This window comes from Pantoea sp. YR525, assembly GCF_900116775.1.
In the GTDB taxonomy this organism is placed as follows: Bacteria; Pseudomonadota; Gammaproteobacteria; order Enterobacterales; family Enterobacteriaceae; genus Pantoea; species Pantoea symbiotica.
This window is the reverse complement of record NZ_FPBU01000009.1, coordinates 200,535-222,727: the sequence shown is the minus strand read 5'-3', so window position 1 is coordinate 222,727 and position 22,193 is coordinate 200,535. Positions and strand designations below refer to the sequence as shown.

Annotated in this window: 25 protein-coding genes and 1 pseudogene; 10 read left to right on the top strand and 16 right to left on the bottom strand. The window is 49.1% G+C overall.

Translation table 11 applies throughout. The annotated features are described in order from the left end of the window. The first annotated feature begins 122 nt into the window (after positions 1–122). The 4 genes from BM323_RS19175 to BM323_RS19160 all read left to right on the top strand — a co-directional run bounded on the left by BM323_RS19175 (position 123) and on the right by BM323_RS19160 (position 3,335). Positions 123–818: a hypothetical protein gene (locus BM323_RS19175; protein ID WP_008105268.1), complete on the top strand. Its 696-nt coding sequence runs from the start codon at positions 123–125 to the stop codon at positions 816–818. Between the two features lie 101 nt (positions 819–919). Then, on the top strand, positions 920–1,456 hold the full coding sequence (dnaT, locus tag BM323_RS19170) for a primosomal protein DnaT (RefSeq protein WP_008105267.1): 537 nt from the start codon (positions 920–922) through the stop codon (positions 1,454–1,456). After that, positions 1,456–2,196, top strand: coding sequence for a DNA replication protein DnaC (gene dnaC, locus BM323_RS19165; RefSeq protein ID WP_007893471.1), 741 nt, complete (start codon positions 1,456–1,458; stop codon positions 2,194–2,196). Before dnaT ends, dnaC begins: the two co-directional genes overlap by 1 nt. An 8-nt stretch (positions 2,197–2,204) precedes the next feature. Then, complete coding sequence (locus BM323_RS19160) at positions 2,205–3,335, top strand: ROK family protein (protein ID WP_008105266.1); 1,131 nt, start codon at positions 2,205–2,207, stop codon at positions 3,333–3,335. 76 nt (positions 3,336–3,411) lie between these two features. Here the strand turns inward: BM323_RS19160 and BM323_RS19155 are convergent, their stop codons facing one another. Further along, the gene (locus BM323_RS19155; protein WP_008105265.1) at positions 3,412–4,875 is read right to left on the bottom strand and encodes a sugar porter family MFS transporter; all 1,464 of its coding nucleotides are present in this window, start codon (positions 4,873–4,875) and stop codon (positions 3,412–3,414) included. 401 nt (positions 4,876–5,276) lie between these two features. On the opposite strand from BM323_RS19155, the gene BM323_RS19150 reads away from it, so the two are divergent. Together BM323_RS19150 and BM323_RS19145 are read left to right on the top strand one after the other, a co-directional pair. Beyond that, positions 5,277–6,269 carry a LacI family DNA-binding transcriptional regulator gene (locus BM323_RS19150; protein WP_008105264.1) on the top strand — a complete coding sequence of 331 codons (993 nt, stop codon included), beginning with the start codon at positions 5,277–5,279 and terminating at the stop codon, positions 6,267–6,269. A gap of 246 nt (positions 6,270–6,515) precedes the next feature. After that, a complete protein-coding gene (locus BM323_RS19145) occupies positions 6,516–6,914 on the top strand; it encodes a helix-turn-helix domain-containing protein (RefSeq protein ID WP_008105263.1) in 399 nt (132 codons plus the stop codon). Here the strand turns inward: BM323_RS19145 and BM323_RS19140 are convergent. Further along, positions 6,871–7,719: an AraC family transcriptional regulator gene (locus BM323_RS19140; RefSeq protein ID WP_008105262.1), complete on the bottom strand. Its 849-nt coding sequence runs from the start codon at positions 7,717–7,719 to the stop codon at positions 6,871–6,873. The genes BM323_RS19145 and BM323_RS19140 overlap by 44 nt on opposite strands. A gap of 111 nt (positions 7,720–7,830) precedes the next feature. Beyond that, a complete protein-coding gene (locus BM323_RS19135; RefSeq protein WP_008105261.1) occupies positions 7,831–8,874 on the bottom strand; it encodes a virulence RhuM family protein in 1,044 nt (347 codons plus the stop codon). 195 nt (positions 8,875–9,069) lie between these two features. On the opposite strand from BM323_RS19135, the gene BM323_RS19130 reads away from it, so the two are divergent. Continuing rightward, on the top strand, positions 9,070–9,729 hold the full coding sequence (locus tag BM323_RS19130) for a DUF1345 domain-containing protein (RefSeq protein ID WP_036648550.1): 660 nt from the start codon (positions 9,070–9,072) through the stop codon (positions 9,727–9,729). Positions 9,730–9,939: 210 nt separating this feature from the next. Here the strand turns inward: BM323_RS19130 and BM323_RS19125 are convergent, their stop codons facing one another. The 12 genes and pseudogenes from BM323_RS19125 to BM323_RS19070 form a co-directional block, all read right to left on the bottom strand. After that, entirely contained in the window at positions 9,940–10,806 is an 867-nt protein-coding gene (locus BM323_RS19125; RefSeq protein ID WP_091004253.1) for a DUF4942 domain-containing protein, read from the bottom strand. A 115-nt stretch (positions 10,807–10,921) separates the two neighbouring features. Next, entirely contained in the window at positions 10,922–11,251 is a 330-nt protein-coding gene (locus BM323_RS19120) for a TA system toxin CbtA family protein (protein ID WP_091004237.1), read from the bottom strand. A 21-nt stretch (positions 11,252–11,272) separates the two neighbouring features. Then, positions 11,273–11,590, bottom strand: coding sequence for a type IV toxin-antitoxin system YeeU family antitoxin (locus BM323_RS19115; protein WP_091004235.1), 318 nt, complete (start codon positions 11,588–11,590; stop codon positions 11,273–11,275). 12 nt (positions 11,591–11,602) lie between these two features. Further along, positions 11,603–12,079 carry a RadC family protein gene (gene radC / locus BM323_RS19110; protein WP_091004232.1) on the bottom strand — a complete coding sequence of 159 codons (477 nt, stop codon included), beginning with the start codon at positions 12,077–12,079 and terminating at the stop codon, positions 11,603–11,605. Between the two features lie 14 nt (positions 12,080–12,093). After that, positions 12,094–12,507: an antirestriction protein gene (locus BM323_RS19105; protein ID WP_091004250.1), complete on the bottom strand. Its 414-nt coding sequence runs from the start codon at positions 12,505–12,507 to the stop codon at positions 12,094–12,096. A 125-nt stretch (positions 12,508–12,632) separates the two neighbouring features. Further along, positions 12,633–13,070, bottom strand: coding sequence for an IrmA family protein (locus BM323_RS19100; RefSeq protein ID WP_371515176.1), 438 nt, complete (start codon positions 13,068–13,070; stop codon positions 12,633–12,635). Then, a complete protein-coding gene (locus BM323_RS19095) occupies positions 13,070–13,519 on the bottom strand; it encodes a YfjS/YafY family lipoprotein (protein WP_091004226.1) in 450 nt (149 codons plus the stop codon). The genes BM323_RS19100 and BM323_RS19095 overlap by 1 nt, the downstream gene beginning before the upstream one ends. Before the next feature lie 15 nt (positions 13,520–13,534). Further along, positions 13,535–14,164, bottom strand: a complete 630-nt coding sequence (locus BM323_RS19090; RefSeq protein WP_091004223.1) for a hypothetical protein — start codon at positions 14,162–14,164, stop codon at positions 13,535–13,537. Positions 14,165–14,166: 2 nt separating this feature from the next. Then, positions 14,167–14,877 carry a helix-turn-helix transcriptional regulator gene (locus BM323_RS19085; RefSeq protein ID WP_091004220.1) on the bottom strand — a complete coding sequence of 237 codons (711 nt, stop codon included), beginning with the start codon at positions 14,875–14,877 and terminating at the stop codon, positions 14,167–14,169. Positions 14,878–15,083: 206 nt separating this feature from the next. After that, positions 15,084–15,920: pseudogene (locus BM323_RS19080) on the bottom strand (DUF932 domain-containing protein). 83 nt (positions 15,921–16,003) lie between these two features. Next, positions 16,004–16,879 (bottom strand): GTPase family protein, encoded by an 876-nt coding sequence (locus tag BM323_RS19075; RefSeq protein ID WP_091004217.1) that lies wholly within the window; start codon positions 16,877–16,879, stop codon positions 16,004–16,006. 81 nt (positions 16,880–16,960) lie between these two features. After that, positions 16,961–17,872: a hypothetical protein gene (locus tag BM323_RS19070; protein ID WP_091004214.1), complete on the bottom strand. Its 912-nt coding sequence runs from the start codon at positions 17,870–17,872 to the stop codon at positions 16,961–16,963. Between the two features lie 397 nt (positions 17,873–18,269). Between BM323_RS19070 and BM323_RS19065 the strand changes: the two genes are divergently transcribed. The 3 genes from BM323_RS19065 to BM323_RS19055 all read left to right on the top strand — a co-directional run bounded on the left by BM323_RS19065 (position 18,270) and on the right by BM323_RS19055 (position 19,883). Beyond that, positions 18,270–18,899, top strand: coding sequence for an inovirus Gp2 family protein (locus BM323_RS19065; RefSeq protein WP_091004211.1), 630 nt, complete (start codon positions 18,270–18,272; stop codon positions 18,897–18,899). A 100-nt stretch (positions 18,900–18,999) separates the two neighbouring features. After that, positions 19,000–19,206, top strand: coding sequence for a helix-turn-helix transcriptional regulator (locus BM323_RS19060; RefSeq protein ID WP_091004207.1), 207 nt, complete (start codon positions 19,000–19,002; stop codon positions 19,204–19,206). An 86-nt stretch (positions 19,207–19,292) separates the two neighbouring features. Then, a complete protein-coding gene (locus tag BM323_RS19055) occupies positions 19,293–19,883 on the top strand; it encodes a hypothetical protein (RefSeq protein WP_091004204.1) in 591 nt (196 codons plus the stop codon). A 518-nt stretch (positions 19,884–20,401) separates the two neighbouring features. Here BM323_RS19055 and BM323_RS19050 read toward each other — a convergent pair. Next, the gene (locus tag BM323_RS19050; RefSeq protein ID WP_091004201.1) at positions 20,402–22,090 is read right to left on the bottom strand and encodes a sigma 54-interacting transcriptional regulator; all 1,689 of its coding nucleotides are present in this window, start codon (positions 22,088–22,090) and stop codon (positions 20,402–20,404) included. Positions 22,091–22,193 lie beyond the last annotated feature (103 nt).

The following is a 22,193-nucleotide window of genomic DNA, read 5'->3' as shown; positions in this document are numbered from 1 at the left end:
TATGAAATAGCGATAGTTCCCTTGACGTATGGCAAATTCGATTAATAGTTATACAACGGGCGCCGATATAGATCTTATAAAACCCAAACGCCCATCTCTTCCCGGCTCGTCAGGAGTCCTTCATGTTGCAGAAAAGTCAGCGGACAGGCCAGCACAAAATTGCGCTGGCTTTTAGCGGTTGGTGGCTATTTTTTCTGGCCGGGAATGCCTATGCCTTTGATCAGTCGAGCCAGAATAGCGCGCCCGATTACAACGCAATACTTGCTGAAAAAATTTCCAGTAATCATCTGATGTTGACAGAAAATCCCGATGCCAACCTGTTTGACGCTGCGCTGAACTCGCCGAACGACTACGCGATGGTGATGCACAGTGAAACCGCCAGCGTCGGTGCCGCGCCCTTTGTGAATCGCTATTCGGCCGGTTGGTCGATGCCGATGAGTGAAGCGGTGAGCACCGGGCCGGTGGCGCAGTTTGCGGTGGATGATTCAACGTTGAGCTGCCCGAAGTGCGAACGCGTGGATAGCAATAATGCCGAGCACATTGCCTCGCTCGGCTGGCGCGTGGATTCCAGCTTTGGCTGGATATCGCCGTGGGCGCAGGTGAGCTACAGCCATCTGGTGAATGAAGAGCTGCCTTCACCCACCCGTGAACACGCTGATGACATGAATGGCCGGGAAAACAATTGGGTGGATGTCAGCGTCGGCGCCAATATGCCGCTCGGGCAAAATATGGCCGCCTTTGCTTCCTTCGCACAAACCGGTGCGGTGAGCAGCGGCGAGCAGTTCATCTACAGTCTTGGCGTCAGCGCCAGCTTCTAAATCGCGCGCGATCCGCCGCGCTAAAACAGTTACACTGAGCGTATTACGTCGGGCTGAATTTACCGCCCGGCGCACCATGCTGGTTAACGTCAGGTTTCTTCATGTCAGTCAAAATCTTATCTTCAACGTTGGTGGGGCTGGATGGCTTCTGCCATGACCCGCTCGCCGTGCTGCAGCAGGCCGATAACGGCACGCTGGCGGTGCTGCATAACAATACGCCGGCGTTTTATGCGCTTACGCCGCAGCGTCTGGCGCAGCTGCTGGCGCTGGAAGCCGCCGCGCAGCAGCCCAATGATGTCACGCTGGATGAGAGTCTGTTTCAGACCGATAGCGCGCCCATCGCTACGCCGGTTGGCAAGTTCGCGATGTATGAAGGCTGGCAGCCGGACAGTGATTTTCAGCGTCAGGCCGCAATCTGGGGCGTGGCATTGAGTGAAGCCGTTACCGCCGCCGAGTTGGCCACGTTTGTGGCGTACTGGCAGGCAGAAGGCCGTTTGTTCCATCATGTGCAGTGGCAGCAAAAGTTAGCGCGCAGCGTGCAGATGAATCGCGCCGCCAATGGCGGGCAGCCAAAGCGCGATCTCACGCAAATCAGCAATACTGATTACGATATTCCCGATGGATTCCGAGGTGAGTAATGAAAACGCCGAACGATCTTTTTAGCCGCCTGAAAAAGATGATGCCGTCCGAAGTGCAGCCGAAATTCAAAAACGGCGCGGAGCTGCTGGCCTGGAATCAGGAGCAGGGCCGTTTGCGCTCGGAAGCGATTGTGCGGGAAAACCGCGCGATGAAAATGCAGCGCATCATGGGGCGCTCGGGCATCCGCGAGCTGCACATGAACTGCTCGTTCGACAACTATCGCGTGGAAAATGATGGGCAGCGTAAAGCGCTGGCCATGGCACGCGAATACGCCGCTGGATTTGAAAATAGCATCTCTAGCTTTGTTTTTTCCGGTCGTCCCGGCACCGGTAAAAACCACCTTGCGGCGGCGATTGGTAACGATCTGATTATTCGCGGTAAAAGCGTGCTGATTGTCACCGTGGCCGATTTGATGTCGAGCATGAAGGGCACTTTCAGCGGCGGCAGCGATTTAACCGAAGAGCGCCTGCTGCACGATCTCAGCCATGTGGATCTGCTGGTGATCGATGAGATCGGCATGCAGAGCGAATCGCGCTATGAAAAAGTGATCATCAATCAGATTGTCGATCGCCGCTCATCGTCGAAACGCCCAACCGGCATGTTATCCAACCTCGATCCGGCGGGCATGAATTCGCTGCTGGGTGAACGCGTGATGGATCGTATGCGCCTCGGCAACAGCTTGTGGGTGCGCTTTGACTGGGAAAGTTATCGCAGCCGTGTGCGCGGTGATGAGTATTGAGGAGTGCTATGAAAGCAGCCGGTAAAGGTCCAGCACTACTTCGTCTGAACAACCTGAAGCGGGTGATGACGCAATTGCGCACCACCCGCATCACCTCCCGCCAGGATCTGGCATTAGCGCTCGAGCTGAGCAAAAACACCGTTTCACTGATTGTCGATGATTTGCTGGAAGCCGGGCTGATCAATGAGCTCGGCCCGGTCAGCGTGGCTTCTGCGGGCCGCCCTAAAATTGAAATCTCGCTGCGCGCGGAAAAGCTGAAAAGTGCGGGCATCATGGTGGAGCGTCAGGCGATTCACTGGCGCGTGTGCGACTACTACTCGCAGGTGATTGCTGAGCAAACCTGGCGTACGGAAACCAGCGATCCCGAGCAGTTGCTGCATGAGCTGGTGGAAGTGTGCCAGACCTTGCACGCGGCGCATCCTGAACTGCTCGGCGTAGCAATTGGCTTCCCTGGCATCATCGATCCCCATCGTGGCTGGGTGCATTTTTCCGCCCATCTTGGCTGGCAGAATGTGGATGTAATGACCATTCTCAGCCACGAGATGCCGCTGCAGTTGCGCATCATGAATAATGTCAAAGCCGCCGCGCTGCTTTCGGTGCAGCAACTCGAACTGAATAAGTCGCAAAGCCATTTCTATCTGCGTATCTCTGAAGGCTTGGGCGGCGCGCTGGTGGAACAGGGCGAAGTGTTTACCGGCAGCAGTTGGACGGCGGGCGAGATCGGCCATCTTACGGTGCAACCCAACGGCGAACGTTGTAGCTGCGGGCGCTTAGGTTGTCTGGAAACGCTGGTGAGCAAACCGGCCATTCAGCAGCAGCTGGCAAAACGCAAACCGGGCCTGCGTTGGCAGAATGGTGATAGTGAGCCGGAAATCCTGCAAGAGGTGATGACGCAGGCGGGCACCCATTTGGGCAACGCGTTGAGTCAGGTGATGCAGCTGGTGAATCCGGCCAGCATCATTATTGATGGGCCGTGGAATGCGCAGCCGGCATTTGTGCAGGCGGTGCAACAGGCGGCGCAGGCCGGTACGCTGGCCTTTACCTTTGCCCACACCGCGCTGCATTTCCTGCCGCTGCGCATCGATCCGGCCAACGGCTTAGCGCTGGCGGTGATTGAGCAGTACGAACGCCTGAGTTAAAAAATGCGCGCCATCATGATTTCGTAGGGTCGCCATTTATGGCGACCAGGTGCGCATAAATGCGCACCCTCATCGATTAATGCCTTGGAATATCAAACGACTCACTCGCTTTCGCCGTGGACGTCGTCTCCGGCAGATCTGCTTCGACGTTAAATTTACGCAGCACCAGCGCATGAATCTTCTCAAGCGACACGCCGGCAGTTTCTGGCAGATAACGGAAGGTGAAGAAGTACATCCCCAGCGAGAAGATCGCGAACAGCAACAGCGGGAAGCCACCGTGGAACATATCAAGCAGCATCGGGCTGCTGTTCATGATCGGGAAGGTACTGCTGATAACAAAGTTGGCCATCGACATCGCGCAGATGGAAATCCCCACGCAAATCGAACGAATCTCGGTTGGGAACACTTCGCCCAGCACCGTCCAGACGATCTGACCCCACGTCATACCGAAGAAAATCATATACGCGAACAGGCCAATCACCGCCAGCATGCCCGGCAAGTGGTAATAGAAGGCGATGAACGAGTAGGTCAGGCACACGCAGGAAGTGATGGCACCCAGCAGCAGCAGCTTACGACGACCGACTTTATCGATCAGCATCATCCCCGCCAGCACGCCAATAAACTGACAAATCGACAGCCAGAAGGTTTGCAGCAGCGCTGAGTCCGTACTGCCCGCGACGTTTTTCAGCAAAGTTGGCCCAAAGTACTGAATCACGTTGATGCCGCTGATCTGGTTACCCACCGCCAAACCGATACCGACAATCAGCAGTGGAATGGTGGTTTTATCCAGACGCAGACGCGATTTGTGTTGCTGCGCGGTTTTATCAGAAAACGAATGTTTGATTTCGTTGAACACGCTCTCGGCATGCTCGCGGTTTGAGATTTTGGTCAGCGTATCCAGCGCTTCATCGTACTTGCCTTTCAGCACGTTCCAGCGCGGCGATTCCGGGATAAAGGCGATGAACAGGATAAACAGCGCGCACGGCACCAGCGCCGTGGCGAGGATGTAGCGCCAGCCCATATTGATCATCACGTCAGGTAAGGTGGATTTGGTGATGAAGTAGTTGGTCAGCAACACCACCGATTGTCCGCCAACGCAGCACACCGCATACAGCGCGGTGGTACGGCCACGAAACTTGGAAGGCGACAGCTCGGCCAGATAGATAGGGGAAATCACCGAGGCCAGGCCAATTGCCAATCCGCCAATCATGCGGAAGATGACGAATACGGTGAAGTTATGCGCCAGCGCGGTCCCGATAACCGAAACGGTAAACAGCAGGGCGGTGATGGCGAGGGATTTTTTGCGTCCCAGTTTGTCGCTGAGGCGCGGCGCCATAAAGCAGCCGATCAAACTGCCGAGCAGGATATTGGAAACGGCCCAGCCGGTTTCAGCGGGCGATAACTGGAAATATTCACTTAAGGGTTCGATTGCACCGGAGATAATCGAAGAGTCATATCCCATTAGCAGACCGCCGAATGCCGCGACAGTACAGCAGAGAATGACATACTTCATGTTGTAGCGTTTTTGCCTGGTATCCATTGTTATAGCCCCTTGTCTCTACGGCCTGAACGTTGCTTGTTCAGAAAGAGGGTGGTGTAGGTTTAGATGTTCAACTTTTATTCACGCGAGGTCTTCGTGTTGGAATATATGTTCTAAATGATGGTTTTTGGATCATTTTTTCCGAAAAGTGTGAAGAGGGTTGCGAAAATTGCTGAATAAGTCGTCAGGGGCATATTTATAGCCTAATGAAATGATAGGTTTTTCATCAATTCACTTTGTAAGGACATTGCAAATTTTGCTTTTTATTGGAATTTTCATTCTGTTATGCGAGCTGATTTGCCGATTTTATTTCACCGCTCAGAGCGCACGGGCGCGTTTCATTTTTTAACAGGCAACGGGCATAATACGTTGATTCTCAGCCCCTCTTTGCGGACGCCGTAATGAAAACGCAGCGCATCACTCTGGACGATATTGCTACCCTGGCGGGCGTCACCAAAATGACGGTAAGTCGCTATCTGCGCACGCCGGAAAAGGTCAAAACGGAAACGGCGGAGAAGATCGCCAGCGTGATTGCCGAAATTGGCTACGTCGCGGATACCGATAATGTCGCGGCGACCAAACAAAACCCACCGCGCATCGGCGTGTTGATTCCTTCCTTTAATAATCAAATCTTTGCCGATCTGCTGGCGGGGATTGAATCGGTGACCAGCGCGCAGGGTTATCAAACGCTGGTGGTCAATTACGACTACAACGCCCAGCGTGAAGAGGAGCAGATCGCCACGGTTTTAGCCTTTAACATCAAAGGGCTGATCCTGACCGAATCAGTGCACACCGTGCGCGCGGAAAAATATCTTAATGCTGCCAACATTCCGGTGGCAGAAGTGATGGGATTGACCGAGGCGCGCGGGCGCATCAATGTTGGCTTCGACAACTATCGCGCCGGCTACGATATGACGGCGATGCTGCTGGCCAGCGGCAAACAGCGCGTTATCTACTTTGGTTCGATGTCCGATCGTCGTGATGAGCAGCGTTACGCCGGTTATCGCGATGCGGTTGAAGCGGCCGGTTTGCCCGCAGGGCGGATTGTGCCAAACAAGGTTTCATCGGTATCGATTGGCACCGGCATGATGACGCTGGCGCGCCAGCTCTATCCGGAGATGGATGCGATTCTCTGCACCAATGATGATCTGGCGGTCGGCGTACTGCAGGAGTGTCAGGCGGCGCGCATTGCCGTGCCGCAAGCGATGGCGATTGCCGGTTTTCACGGACTGGAAATCGGCCAGGCAACCACGCCACGCTTAGCCAGCGTCATCACGCCGCGCTTTGAGATGGGAAAAGTGGCGACGGAGATCATCCTGAAAAAGATCAACCAGCAGCCCACCATCGAGCAGGTCGACCTGCATTATCGCCTCTCAATGGGTGCGACTATTTAATTCACTGCGCATAGCGCAGATGAAGCAGCGGAAAAGGATTTCCCTGTCCATCTAGCGGCGAGCGTCCCGTGATGACAAATCCCTCTCGTTTTGACAACCATCGAACTGAATGTGGCGCAGCCATAAATTGGCGAGTTATCGTTATTTATTGGCTTTTGACCATCACATAGCCAGTGAGCGACTTTCTATAATGCTTGCCACTTGCCGGATTTCCGTCCGGTTTTCATTTCGACATCAGGAGGAAAGATGGATATGCACGCCGCCTTTATGCAGCAACTGATGCTCTGGATTGAGGATAATATTGAGCAGAAACTCATTCTGGAAACCGTGGCGCGACGCGCCGGGTATTCGCAGTGGCATCTGCAGCGGCTGTTTCGCAGTTACACCGGCGTAGCGCTCGGTACCTATATTCGCGAGCGCAAGTTAACGGCTTCGGTGATCGCGCTGTTGAACAGCAATACGCCGCTGATGGATATCGCCATTAAATATGGCTTCGACTCGCAGCAAACTTATTGCCGCACCTTCCGCCGCATGTTCGATTTGCCGCCCGGCGCGTTCCGGCGTAAATATCAGCACACTTTGCCGGACATTGACGGGCCTGCTAGTTTGCTGTTTTTGCATCCGCAGAGTCGGCTGGCGGCGTAAAGTATTTGCCGGGCGTTGAACCAAACGCGCTGCGAAAAGCGCTGATATAGCTGCTAACGCTATCGAATCCGACCTGCCACGCTACTTGCTGCACACTTTTGCCCGCCGCCAAACCTTCCAGTGATTTGAGTAAACGTGAAACCTGGCGATAGCGCGTCAAACTCATGCCGATCGCGCTTGCCCAATGGCGGCTTAAACTGCGCGGGCTGAGTCCGGCCCAGCGCGCCAGTTCTGGCCCGGTGCGCGTATCGGAGGGATCGTCCATCAACAGGCGTGCAATCTGCAGCAAGCGCGGTTCCGTCGGCAGCGGTAACGTCAGCGGATGTTCAGTCGATTCATACAATTCATCCAGAAACACCTCGCTCAGGCGATTGTAGCGCGCGCTGCCCCAGTGATCGGGCGACAAGGTTGCCAGCCTTTCTGCCAGCGGCTCCAGCACCGAGGGGCAGGAAAGCAGGACCGGATGATCTGGCAACGGCGCTGCCAGCGCGTCGTCAACCAATACCGTCCAGCCAAGCACCGGGCCCGGCCCAATGATCGCATGTTCAAAGTAGGGCGGAATCCAGCCCACCAGTCGCGGCGGATTGGCGAAAATACCAGACGGCGTTTTCACCGTCATCAATCCCTGTTTCAAACAGAAGAGCTGCCCGGCGGCGTGGCGATGAGTGAAGGTTTCACGGTCCAGCTGTTTCGCTAACGCAGCGGCAATCACTTTCGGCGCATCCGGCTCTAGCAGGCGCTGACGCAGCTCAGCCTGGCGCGGATTGCCCGAGAAAGTCAGAGTATCGGTTGGATGGATTAACATGCCAGGCTCCACAATGCGATGAAGGAGCAAAGTGGCGGAGATTGGTGGGGAAGTAAAGCGTGGGCGCGTATAAGTTGAGGCGCGAAAGGGCGGGATGCGGCTCAGCGGCGATCATTTCGATTTCTTAGGGCTTGGTTGCCACTGCAGCAAACCGGCAATGTTCTTTTCACCTTCTGACTCTTTCAGACGACGCTGTTGCTCGGCGAATTCACCGTATTCAGCCTGTGCTTTTTCATCGGCCATTTTCTTACTGATTGAACCCGCGCCTTGCAGCACATCGCGATCGTTAAATTGCAGAAATTGATCGAGTTTGCTCTGCCAATCGCGAAGAAATACCTGCTGGCGACGGCGCGCTTGGTCTTCGGCAAAATCCAGCCACATCGTTACCACGCGATTGAGCTCGCTCACTTCGTCCTGAACCAGATAATTTTTAGCCACGGTGACATCGCTTCTCCGCACCTCTTCACCTTTAAAACTCGTCAAACCCATGTGAGATTGGCTGGCGTCAGCACGCAAATGAATGAGCTCGGCAGCGGTATAACCGGTACAGGCAAAGTGCAATTTGTTCTGGATGGTTTGAAAAAACTGCGTGGTCTCTTTGAGGGAAGGTTGATAGTCAGCCGCTAAGGCAAAAATCTCGCGAACGCGTAAATACATTCGCCGTTCACTGGCGCGAATATCGCGAATACGCTCCAGCATTTCATCGAAATAGTCAGGTACAGCGGATGAACCCACCGGCGGATTTTTCAGCCGCTCGTCGTCCATCACAAAACCTTTGATCAAATATTCTTGCAGGGTTTGCGTTGCCCATTGGCGGAACTGAGTACCGCGTGCTGAGCGGACGCGATAACCGATGGCGAGGATGATCGGCAGATTGTAATGAAGGGTATTCCGGCTGACTTGACGAGTTCCTTCCTGTTGAACTTGTAAGTAAGACTTACAGGTTGCGTTTTGTTCAAGTTCGCCTTCTTCATAGATCGCTTTAATGTGCTGCGTAATGGCTTGTGGCGTAATTTGGTAAAGGGTGGCGATGGATGCTTGTGAAAGCCAAAGCGATTCCTGCTCAAAGCGACATTCAACCCGCACTTTCCCATCGCCGCTCGCAAACATGACAAATTCGCCTGCTGGTGATGGTGTGGATTGCTCTTCTGACATGTCGCCTCCGCTCTAATAGGATCTGGTTCACAGTATGCCAGAGAGACGCAATGAAGCTCATTAGTCGATTGGCGATTATTTTACCAACTGAAACGGAGCCGAACCGATAAATGGTTAAGGTGCTCCACAATTACAACCTCATTAACAGCGTCTACAGTTAACCTATCCACCTTCCTTCACTAAGCCTCTGACACCATGAGCCTTTCCCTGATGCATTACCTTCGCGCACGCCTGCGTTTACTGGTTTCGATTGTGACTGGCGTGGCCTGCTATTTTTTTCTGCCTGCGCATCTGGGCATGTTGCAGCGTCTGCTGATTGGCTGGAACGTGCTGGCATGGCTCTATCTCGCTTTTCTGTGGCTGCGCATGTTAGGCACCGAGGCCAAAGACATTCCGCACATTGCGAAAATCGAAGATGAAAGTGCGACGTTGGTACTGAGCATGGTGACGCTCACCTGCATGGTTAGCATTCTGGCGATCTTGATGGAGCTCACCACGCTGAAGAGTCTGACAGGAACGCCGCGCGTACTGCATCTGCTGCTAACAGCGGCAACCTTGGTGGTCTCATGGGCGCTACTTCCGACGTCATTCGCCATGCATTACGCGCATCATCACTATCTGCGGCGCAGCAAAGATGTCACGCCGATGATCTTTCCCGAAAAGCCCGAGCAGCCAGGATACTGGGATTTTCTCTACTTCTCTTTCACTATCGCGGTAGCTTCGCAAACCGCCGATGTAGCAACAGGCACCACGGATATGCGGCAAATCGCTCTGTTGCAGTCGGTGATTTCGTTTGTTTTCAATCTGGCGATTTTGGGGTTGTCAGTGAATGTAGGGGCGGGATTGTTGAGTTAGTGGGGGAAACATGGAAGTGGCGGAGATCACAGGAGTCGCATTTAGTTGGTAATTTATTGATAATAAGTATAATTGTTTCGTTGGATAAAAAAGAGACCCCCATATGCACCCCCAAACGCTTTTCCTTACTGATATTTGTGTGAAAAATCAGTACTTGGATTAGGGTTTAATCTTGTTATTTTACTTCATCGTGAAGGTTTTTAAACGGTCTCAATCATGAAGTCGAAATGAGTAGGGCGCACACTCTTCGCGAGCGAGCATCCCCGGATAATGCCTTGCGATGATGTCATTCATCTTTTCCACCAACTCAGGGCGCTTGAATTTCAGGTGTGCTGTGCCTCTCTGAAAGTAGCGGATGGAGAAGTACATATCTTCGTAAACATCCTTGCCGGGATTCTCGCGGATATGATTCATGAGGTTGATGGAGATGTCACCACGATTATCCGGTATAGCTTTGCCGTCGAGCAAATACAGCATTCGTTCAAGATCTGCCAGTTGGTCCCGCTTATACCCCCACGTCAGGCTGAAACCCCAGCGGTTATGCGTTACCAGATTATTGATTATGATCTTCTTACCGAAAAAGCATGGGCTGTTAGTTTTGTAATCCCATGATAGTCCTTTAAACACATTGATGATGCCGCGCTCAAACACTTCCGTTTTACTCTGATGCAACTGCTCAAACGTGCTGAGAATGTTGGCTTCACTGATGGCCGGTAGGTCGCCATCTTCGAGGTTCTGATGCCACTGGTCACGCGCCTGAGCATCCATCAGCGAGAGCATACCGGACTTCAGCATTAGCTCTCTCCAGAGACTGCGGTCAATGTTGCGGGTGATTGCTGGCATCGCTTTCTCCGGCTTTTCCATCAACCAGCAGTCATAGCGATGCCCTTGTTTCATCGCCCAGTCGGCAGCGTTGCCGCCACCAATATCGGCAGTGAGCTGAGAAATGGCGATGAGCTGCTGAATCACCTGTTCAATCTTCGCCAGCGCCGCATCACGTCCAGTGACGATGCGCTCAATATTGGTCGAGTTAATCAGCTCAGTATGTTCGGTAATCACTTCAGGTTTTGTTTGCATCGCAAAAAATTCCATATAAGCAAATGCCTCTGCCGGTTATGGCAGAGGCATTATGCGTTGTTAGATAGAGGAGAAAAGCAGCAGAAAGGTAAATCTGGAATGCGCTATACAGGATTTAATCGAGATTGCGCTGTGTTAATCCGGTAGCGTGACTTGCCTTCAGTATGTCGGCGGCGGTCAGGAAGATTTCTGGCTCTGTATAGGTATCACCAAGGATATCGATACGCACCAGGTCATATTTTTCCACCAGAAAATTGATGGCATCAGCCAGGGTAACACCCGCCTCAATGTGTTGCAGGATGACTGACTCACTGCAAAATGGCGTATCGTTTAACTCCAGTCCGAAGTGCTTTTCCAACAGGTAGACAAGTAATGTTCGCCAGTGTGCGACGGGTGACAGGCAGCACGATGCCGCCCGCCCCGGGTGTATTGATGAGGTTGGCATATTGATTTTCCTTTGAGGGAGCTACTGAGTTGTCGGGTAAACCGCGATATAGACGTAGCCGTGCGAGCCGAGCGTGTCGGCTTCACAGGTAAGGTTGTTGTGATAAATCGTTATGCAGTGCTGCTGGCGGGGATTGAGTTCACCGGTGGCCAGCAGATGTTCGAGCATGCCGATCATTTGCGGGAACGACTGGTTGATACGGTCAATTTGTTCTTCGCTAAATTCACCGACTATTCCAGCCCTGTCAGCCAGATAGTGCAGCCGGTTGCCTTCCTGCACCAGTCGAACACTGAACCGCGGGGTGATACTACGTTTCAGCCCCCATTCGTTTTCATTCATACATCCTCCTGATTACAGCCAGCCACGTTCGGCAAACGACACAATTTCTTTACTGCCAATCACAAAGTGATCCGGCAGGCGAACATCCACCAGTGCCAGCGCTTTTTTCAACCTCTCTGTAATCCGCCTGTCTGCATCACTGGGCTCTGCATGTCCGGATGGATGATTGTGAGCAAGAATGACTGCCGCTGCGTTGTGCCGCAGCGCCGCTTTGACGACCTCGCGAGGATGCACTTCTGTGCTGCTGATTGAACCGCTGAACAGCGTTTCGTGCGCCAACAATCGATTCTGGTTATCCAGCAGCAGAACCATAAACACTTCACGCTCCAGGCCAGTCAGGTTTAATCGCAACCAGTCGCGTGCAGCGGTTGCAGAGGTGAACGCCACGCCCGGTTCACGCAGGTGATTTTCAATCAGTGCGATTGCGCGTTTAACGGTGAGCTGGGATGCCAGAGGCAGTGTGGAGTTGTGTATTACGTTACTTTCCATCGTGCACTCCGGCTTCAGTCGATGATGCGCATAATGGCGCGGCTTTCAGCGTGGCTAAGCGCATATTCCCGCAGACGGTAGTAGTGATCCGTCATCGCTTCGCTTTCTGTTCTGCAGGCGTGATGGCTCCAGTTTAGCAGACACACGGCGATGCCAGCGGCCTCGCTGCTCATCTCCGCACTGTTGCCGTTCATGTCGTTATACAGTGACCATGCTGAGTCGCAGTATGGCGCAATAAAGGCACCGCCGTTGCTCAGCGTAAAAAAGTTCCAGATTCCACCGTTGTAGTCTTCACACAGGTGATCCATCCAGCCGAAAACCTGTGGCTCAAGGCTGGTCCAGCGTGCTACGGAGCCGAAATATTTCGGCCAGAACTGCAATCGATCCTCGTCGGCTACAGCCGTGATCACAACCGGGGCATCGTTCATCATGAAAAGCTCCTTTCGAAATAGCTACCGCCTGAGCGGTGAATTGTTTTTGCGACAAATAAAAGAAAGCCCCCGCTGCATGTGCAGCGGGGGCTGGTTAATTAGTGCGTGAGTTGTGGCGAGGGTTACTTAGTAATGCTTACCGCAAGTGGCTGGTAATACTGTGGATCAAACGTGGATAATGGCAGGTTAATCTCATTGCCGTCGGTTTCTTCTGTGGCTTTCACAATCTCAATTGAGCTGGCTTCATCATTGCAGCTGGTTTCAAGAAAAGCATGTTGAGAACGCGTTGCATCGCTGTCGCCGAACGGCTCGACATCCATGACACCCTCTTCAAGGATGTTTCCCTGTTTATCTTTGACCCGCATAGTCACCGCCAGCTTGTTGAACCCCTGAGCGCCGCCGCCATTGTCCAGGCGGAACTGCAGTGCGCATATGCCACCGGGCACCCAGACATTATCGGTATTGCGGATGCTGATGTAACGTTGATCTTCTGCAGATGCGGCTGCAATGCTGGCGAGCGACAACAACATAGTCGCCAAGATGGCAAAATTTCCCTTTATCACTCATGATCCTCCTGATTTTTAGGCATGTAGATTTTCCCCATCTCTTTTCCATCATGGGAATAAACGACGGATTTTTCACCGGTATAGTTATCGGTTTCTTCTCTGAAGCTCAGCGTAATATTATCGGACAGGCACAGCGCAGACATGAGTGGCTGGACTGTCTTTTCCCGCATATCGGCGATGTAGTAATAATTACCTGATTTACAGCCATCTGGTGATTTAACCGTTTTAATCACCCGATACTGTTCCTGACCAAATGCATCTTTTTTGATCCACTGGTAGGCGATATCTCTTTTCGACGACACGATATCGCTGAAAGGTGGCGGTGTCAGATCGTGATATTTAGAAATCGTGTTAATACCACCATCATCACTGTTGTCGCACCCCGTCAGCAGCGCTGAAGCCGTTAAGGCAACTGCAACCAGCAGTTTTGGAAAATGAACCATTGGCTTTCTCCCTGATTAGCAATTGCCAGTCCTGCGGCATAATTCTTTAAGGCTCTCTTTAGCAGCCCACTGCTGCAATGCGCGTTCATCAGAAGAACGTTTGGCATTCAAAGCGGCTTCCTGCCGCTTGTTAACGCAGTTATCCGGAAAAACGGCAACAACTTCTGGTTTAAATTGTTCTCGGGCTTTTACCAGTTCCTGGTCTGCATTTGGAACGCGTGGGAAGCTGTGGAGGATGTCGTCTTCTGCTTTACTCAGCGCGAGTGCCTTACCATCAACCACCGCCATAAAGCATCCTTTACCATTATCTTCTCCCTGATAAACAGAATTCAGATCAGAATTGAAACCGCTTGCTGGCTCAATTTTAAGATGGCGCACGGTTTTCGACTGTTTATCAGCCAGATAGAAAGAGCCTCCACCGCGAACACGTATTAGAAATTGTTTAGTCCATGGATAGTTATCAATGACCTCAGCTTGGTAAAGTGCATTGTGCATTTTATTGAAATCATATCCATCTGCTGATTTCCAGCCAGCGGATTCCATATAAGGCCATGCCTTAACCGTTCCGGTTATTGCCGCACTACTCTGAAATGAGGCGGAGAGAATTAGTGAGGCGATCGCTGCCTTGATCGTGAAATGTTTCATAGTTAATTATCCTTGTGAGGTATTAGCCGGTTATTGGCACCGGTGAGTAAAGACTTGAAGAAACGAAAATGGGGAAGCGCCCTTATAAATTCGGAGTCTGAAATTAGCGTCAGCAAAGGTTCATTCATGGTGAAATTTTCATTACTGACGGCGATGGTCTGAATATCAGTCAGAGTAAAAACCGATACGTCGCCCTTGAGTTCGCCGGTGAGATACCAGTGGCCTTCAAGAGAGATAAGGCGATATGGCGCGAGTTGCTCGCAACGATGCCCCTCAGTCAGCAGTGTTATGCGACGACGCCCGGCGATGGCGGAAGTGATGCGCTGAAAAATCCCCTGAAGCGCCTCACCCATTACTGGCGCGGGTTGCCATACAATGCACGGCGCTTCGATACCACTTTCAAGCAGGGTATTTGCCAGACGGTGATCGAGTCCCGGAAATAATCCAGCCACACCACTTTGTCGGGCAAAAGCCAGCGCAATATGCTCACGCCGGACCACATTGTCTCCGGTAAGCAACCGACAGTTCCCGTTATGATATTCAAGATCCATATATATCAGCCGTTCCCGGAAATCGCGTCGCAGCGTACGCACTGAAACACCGAACTCAACCGCCAGTTTGCTCAGGTTCAGCGTCTCTCCAGCCACCAGGCGACTGATGATTAACGACAACCTTACGGCAAGTTTGTCATAGCGACGTTCGGCCTGACGCATAGGTCACCTCCGTAATTAACATGCTGAAATATTGAGGTTATTTTAAAGACGAGGTCGGACAGGTTATGACCGTTTGAGAAAATATTTCGAGATTGGCTAAAGCGAGGTTGCAGGCGGGATAAAGCGAATCTTGCCGACGTTGGCCAAATCAGGGCATGTACAATTCGGACAGGGTGTGTCCGTAATTTGTGAATTATTCTGCTAACTTAAACAGGCGTGCATCCCTTAGCATGTTCAAGCATGGTTTCGGCCATCACCCAAAGTGCGCGATTGAGCTTTACATCACTATCAATGCCCCGGATTGCACGAGTCTGTTGGTTTCTGCCCTGCGCGTTTCTGCCTCTGAATCCGCCTTTAATCAGGTTTTCCTGGATGCGCTGGTATGTCGTCCAAATATCAGGGCTCTCGTCCTGCCAACGTCGAGGCGATAATATTTGCGACTAAGATACAGGCTGATATTCATCTCCAAACCGATAGGTTAGCGCCGCTTTTGCCAGCGCCTGCTGAGCAGGTGGTGGAAGCATTAGTCTCTGCATCTCTTCCCGCTTTTCGTCCACACGGTCAAAGATGCCCAGCACTTCATACGCGCCTTCAATCACCCGCTCGACTACATCACCTTTGTGGGGCACGCGAACCTCGCCAAAGGTTTCACCGCAAATAAGTCCGTTCTGGCACACTGCGCGGAACAGGCCCGGCAGCATCTGGTAAGAGCTGGATCGATCGTGCGAGTTAAGCAAAATGATCTCAGGAACCTGATTACCCGTTATCTGCCCTTCCCGGCGTAGTCGCAGCATGTGCTTAGTATGATCGCGCTTACTAAGATCCCTAACTCGCGTCCGGCAGGCAAAGAAAGGATGGAAACCTTCCCGTCTTAAATTTTCCAGCAAAGTGATCGTGGGAATATAGGTATAACGATCGCTACGGGAATCGTGTTTAGTTTCACTGAAAATACTGGGCACAGTGCGGAACAACTCATCGTGCGTGAGTGGGCGATCTTTGCGAATGACGTTGGCAGCACCAAAACGTGAAGCGAGACGGACCATAATTAACTCCTGTTTGCATAATAAACGAAAGGCCCCGACGCATAGCGTCGGGGCCTTTCGTGTGAATTACTGGTGATTACTGTTTAGAAGAAAATATCCCATACAGAACGGGCGATCGAAACCACTGCATCACGAATTTGGTAAATCAGCGATTTCACTGGCCTGGGAACCACTGGAAGCGAAGCGACAGCATCCAGTACTCCACCGACGGCGCTGCCAAAATCGTTCCTTGCCGTTTCTTTAACGCGCTCAGTTCTAAGATGATTATGTAGTTGCGCTGAGAGGGGGCTACTGGATTTTTCCGGCAGGCATTCAACCATGACTTCGACCATCTCGGTCAGATTCCAGTTGGCTTTGACCGAAATGGCGCAGATTGGATTGATTGGCTGTAGTAACCGTGTAATGTCATGAACTTTAAGATCGAGATTAGCGATTTGAACTGGTGAAGGTTGGTTACTGCTGGAGTTCCATTCATGACACGGTTCGATTTTGTCAGCTTGATTAATGACAAATAGCACTTTGCTTTGAAACGCATCGCCTAGTACATGTCTGTAAAAATGTTCATCTACCGCTAACGCCCGGTCATCGGCTTTGATTACCCAAAGGATCAAATCAACTTCTGACAGAAGGCGTCGATAAAGCAATGTATATTCCCAGTCGCGTTCCTGACTTTCGCCCACACCGGGAAGATCAATTAACGTTAGAAGACGATTACTAACATTCAATTTAAATCGTAAAGCCTCACGAGTACATGAACTAACATCATTTACTGGAGATATATTTCCTTGGAACAGAGCGTTGCACAAACTACTTTTTCCTGCCCCAGACTTACCCATAATGCCAATGACAGGTTCTACGTTTACTATTTCACTAATTTTATCCAAAATAGTATAGGTGGTTGATAGTGGTAAATATTGCAATCTATTTTCTATGGCTTCATATCCGTTGTATTTTTTCATTTATCTCTCTGGTCAACCATGATTAACTTATTAATAACAGGTCATTGCAAAGAGATAATATATATTTATTATTTATTTCAATCACCTTGGTGACGAATTCCAAATGCCGTATGAAGAATCAATAATTTCCTCTAAAACTTCATTTAACCTCATCCCCTTAAGTTTCGCCATTTCCTCAAGTTTCGATTTGGATTCACCACTTATGTAAGTATTCAATACCTTCTTGTCTTTAACTCCATCTCTAAATTTCTTCTGTGACCACGATTTCTTTAGCTTTATAAAAAATAAATCGACCTCAGCATTTCCACGATTTGATATCCATAAATCCAAATGACAAAATATAAATGCACTTTTTAACTCATTAGTTTCAAAAAACGGCATAACTGAAAAAAATCTCTCATCATGTAGTCTTTTTAAAATCCAATCATACTCACCATTTTTAGGTTTGATAACTTGATCACTATCTAACCATAGAGAACGCAATACTCGACAAACTCTCTGATGCCATTGTGACCTTTTCAAGTTTATAAAATCAGTTACACTTTCTCGACCATGCATTAACGCACAATAATCTATGTAATTCACAATTAGGTTAGTATCAACATTCCCCCAACATCTATTTTCAATGATTTTCATAAATGCCAAGTTGTAGAAGGTATCATTTAATTGAGATATGGAACCGTACTTTTTACAGAGACTAATGAGTATAAAGTTTCTAGCTCTTTCAGTTTTCAACCAATCAATACATTCAATATTAACAAGGTCTATGTGAAGTTGCTCTTTTTCTTTTTGAAAAAGATCTAATCCAGTTAAAAGTAAACCATCAAAAGAATACATGAATTGTTCAGAGACTGACTTTTCAAAAAAAACGAAACTTGTTATTGGTAGAAGATGTTCTAATTGTTTCTTTTCAAAATATCCTTTTTCAGTAAGCTTAATCAGCAATTGAAAATTTATTCTCGAATCATTATTTGAAACTCTCTCTTTGACCATCCTTGCCTCCTATACCTAGATAATACATCCAATTGTTTTACGTATCTTGATACATAGTCAATGACGTAGTAATAAACGCAGTTCTCTACGTAGTAGAATACCACAAAACATCAGTTGAAAATGGCCTTTAGAGGGCAATTTCAAAGGGGATTCAATCATTCCTAACTTCAGAGTACCAAAAACTGCTTCTGTAAGCTTTCTGGTGTAGGAAAACCACCACTGCCATTGGGTTCGCCCCTCCTTGGCAAGTTTATTGGAAACTTGAAGAGTGTCGGATTGGTAATATTAATGTTTACCTTGATAACGATTGATAGTACGAGGTCTTTTTATAACCACCGTTGTCTACAAAATCACATGACACCCGACCATTATGTGTAAACAACATGAGTGGTTGAAAATGAATAACAGAATTATCAATGACCCAGTTTATGGTGAATTGTGGGAGCACTATGTTAATAGAATCGAAGAAACGATCGGTAAAGCTTTGGAATCGCACTCCAGAACATTAGCGTTAAGATTCGATTTAAGACTACCCGAGATAGATAATGAAAGTTTTGGCGGAACGGACAGTAAAGTCATCACTCGATTCTTTCAATCTTTGAGGGAGCAGATTAAAGCAGATGTATTAAGAAAGAAAAAAAATAACAAGCGTAGCCATCAAACAAGTGTTCGCTATGTGTGGGTACGAGAATTTGAACAGCGCGGAATCAAGCCTCACTACCATATCCTACTCCTTCTAAATAAAGACACTTACTGTGCCCCAGGTAAATATGATCCTGACATCCATAATTTAGCATTCATGATTAAAGATGCATGGTGCAGGGCCTTATGGCTGGAAGAAGCCAACTTAATGCAAGATCACTATTTAGCTCATTTTCCAGTAGAACCGTTTGTGTGGCTAGACGTTAATAAACCTGATTTAAACAGCTCCTATCAAAAACTACGCCACAGATCGCTTTATCTCGCAAAAGTGCGCAGTAAACATAACGAGGATGGATTTAGAAATTTTGGAACCAGTCAAGGCTGACGATTAGGTGATCTCCAGATTTTTACATGAGGACCCAGTGATATGTCGGAGAGTATGCATGAATCGCTTTCCGGCCCCCTATCAACTGGAGCCACTAACAATGACCACAAATCCAAACGTACTTGACGATCAATTCGTCACTATGGAATTCATTACCCATTTAACTGGCCTGACAGACAAATGGTTCTACAAGCTGATCCAAGAAAATCACTTCCCTAAGCCAATCAAATTTGGTCGAAGCTCTCGATGGTTAAAAAGCGAAGTGGAAGGCTGGTTAAATGAGCGCATCAGTCATTCCCGGCAGTAACGTACCCAGCCCATCGACTTACCCGTTGGAAATGTATTTAGGTGACATCGAAAGCATTTGTCATCTAGATATTAATGAGAAAAAACATGAAAGAATATAAAACGCGTTACGAAGAGATTCTTAAATATTACCAAACCTGGCTGATGGAATTTTCAAAGCTCGCTGTTCGACAAGGGATGTGTCACCAGAACATTTATTACTCTCATCACCTGATGATAGGTTACTTAAACTTTCCCAACAAAGAACCTGCTCATGCGGTTGTTCCTCAGTGTTTGCACAAGATAATTTTTGGCCCTCAGATGGAAAAATCTCAACCTCCACTAGATGATCAAAATGTTAGCTTGAGCACGCAGGAACATCTGTTGGTCCATCATCCTATGCTTGAAGGCGTCTTACTCTCTGAGTGTGTTCGCTTGAAACAACGTTCATTAGCCAACAAGTTAATTAGCCTGTTCCAACAATTTAGTGGCACCGAAATACGCCTCAAATTTGTTTGGCTATGTTGGTACGATTTGATGTTAGGCAATGATCTAGCCGACTGGATTGAGAACCTAAAATTCAAATCAGATGCGGAGATAACTCAATGGGTGTGCGACCGGCAGGCAGAAAATGTCGCACTTACCAACGCGATGGATGAGTATGTCATTTTCGCTTATCGCACGATGGTCGTTCCATAAATTTATGCTTACCTTTAGCTGCTTCTTTGATAGCAGTAGCGAGGCATAGCCGTCCCGGTGGTCAATCCGGCAGGCTTGTTTAATTGTCACGTTGAGTCGCTGTGGAATCTGCAGACGCATCATTAGGTAGTGGAACGCTTGGCCTCGCATTGAGACTAAAACTTCACACTGCCAGTGAGCCGCTCGATACTCTGGCGGATGTCTTGGCAGCTGACTCGTTTTGAAGCGAGTGACAATATCAGAGTTAGTGCGGCATCCCAATTTCAGGCAGGTAGTAACGATCTTGTTGAATAAATGATCGTTAAATTTAAGGTGAAGCACTTCATTGATTTTACTCATCCACGTTCTCAGTCATGTCATGATGACACCTTTCCGTGAGATAAGTGTTCAGGGGGGAGTGCTATCCATTGTTTTGAATTTGAAAAGCGCGGAATTCCAATACCAGGATCGCCGATTCCGATAATCCAGTCATTGGTTCCGCTATCAGTGATCGAATTGGGTCAGAATATGCACAGATTTTATTCTTTTTCACGTCCCTTGCGTTCTGCAATCGTGGAGGTGATGATCTTTGTGATTTTGGAGTCAGCCAGAAAACTTTCGCTGAATTGGGCTTTGTTTTCCCGGATAAAACCTTTCAATGCGTTGTAGGTCCGTAGTCGGTACACGCCAAGTTCAGGCAGTGATGCTTTCAGGTTGAAATGATGCTTTTTGATTATGGTTTCCACTTCACTGAATATTGTGGGTACAGTTTGCTCGCTGTGTGTTAGCTCCGCTTCAATAAATGAGGCCGGGATACGGTTCGCCTCCTCTTTGAGCAGACGGTCGATAAGGTCGTTCGTCACTTCTGTACTCTCGCCAAGTACAAAGAAGAGATCACAGGCAAAACGCTCCAACTGTCGGAAGTTTCCCGGCCAAGGGGCCCGCAATATTTTTTGTAAAACACCCTCTTCATAAACCGTGAATAGCTGTGACAGTGCCTGTCTCGCTTTTCCATTATCTGTAAAGGTGGGCAGATAAAAAGATTTCCATCGATAGAGCGTCAGAATATGTGTTAACAATTCTAAGGCGTTGTTATGTGTAAATAACTCGTTGAGAGTTTTGAATTTCACAACGTCGCGTATGCGATGAAACAGGTCGCGGCGTAAACGGCCTTCCGTCAGCAGGCGTGAGACGGGTTCATTAACGGCCAGAACCACTTTGACATCGTATTTTTTCTTCGCCGCGTCATCCCCTACTTTACTGATCCAGACGTCATTACTAATGGCAGAAAGCAAATCTAGGAGCTGTGTTTGTGAGGCCAGGCTTGCACTTTGCAGTTCATCAAGGAAGAGCACGCCGTTGTGTGCTTCTTCAAAAAATCCATTTTTGTTGGTGGCGCTTGTAAATGCACCTTTTGTTGAACCTCGCATACGTGTTTCCAACAATGTTTCACTGACTGCCGCAAGATTGATTTCAACCATTGCCTTACCCATTTTCGAGGCAAGATGTTTAGCCGCTGCGCTTTTCCCAGTACCGGTATCTCCCTCAATAAGCAGGGGGCCAGGCTTAATGTGAATACCCGTATCTTCATCCAACCGTAGCTGTGAATTTCTGGCAAAAAGTGATGCTAGTACGGTGTTGAAAATTGATTCATCCCTACTTTTATTATATTCGGATTTTGCCAGCGCGATGGAGGTATTACCTGCGCTAAGCAATGCCGAAAGCGAGTGAATGAATTCGTTACGATCATCCGCGTTATGTAGCACTGAGTTTGGTGGTGAGCTGTCAGGAAGCAGAAAAACGGTTTTGCGTGTAACGATAGCTCGCGCTTGACTAACAAAAAGGCGGTCATAAGCCCTGTCGTAGGGATCCGATATCGCTAAGCCAGAGAAGAGATTATGTTCATTTTGCAAAACAGCCTCTGGTCCTTTATCTGCAATACCTTTGACCCAGGGCATAAAGTCTGAGTACGTTTTTGTCAGCGCTTTGATATTTTCGTGTTCCACGAGCAATGCCAGCGCCTTTTTCCATTCGCTCATCACGGCTTGCGAAATCATGTTGGTAATATCCGTGTTAAGCAAAAAAGTTTGTTGGTTGGAGGATTTCGAGCTGACCTGATGCCAATTTGGTGCCAAATCGGCTGGGCATTTTTCTTCGCTAAAATTAAGGATTCGTATATCCATGACTTCGAATTCATCACTTGCTGAAACATTCGGTGATGATTTCATCACTAAGACTTGAAGTCAATAAAAGGCGTCAATTGTTTAATGCATTGAAAATTATAATAATTTTTTAATTTAGAAAGTTGGCACGCTATTCGCAATAGTTATA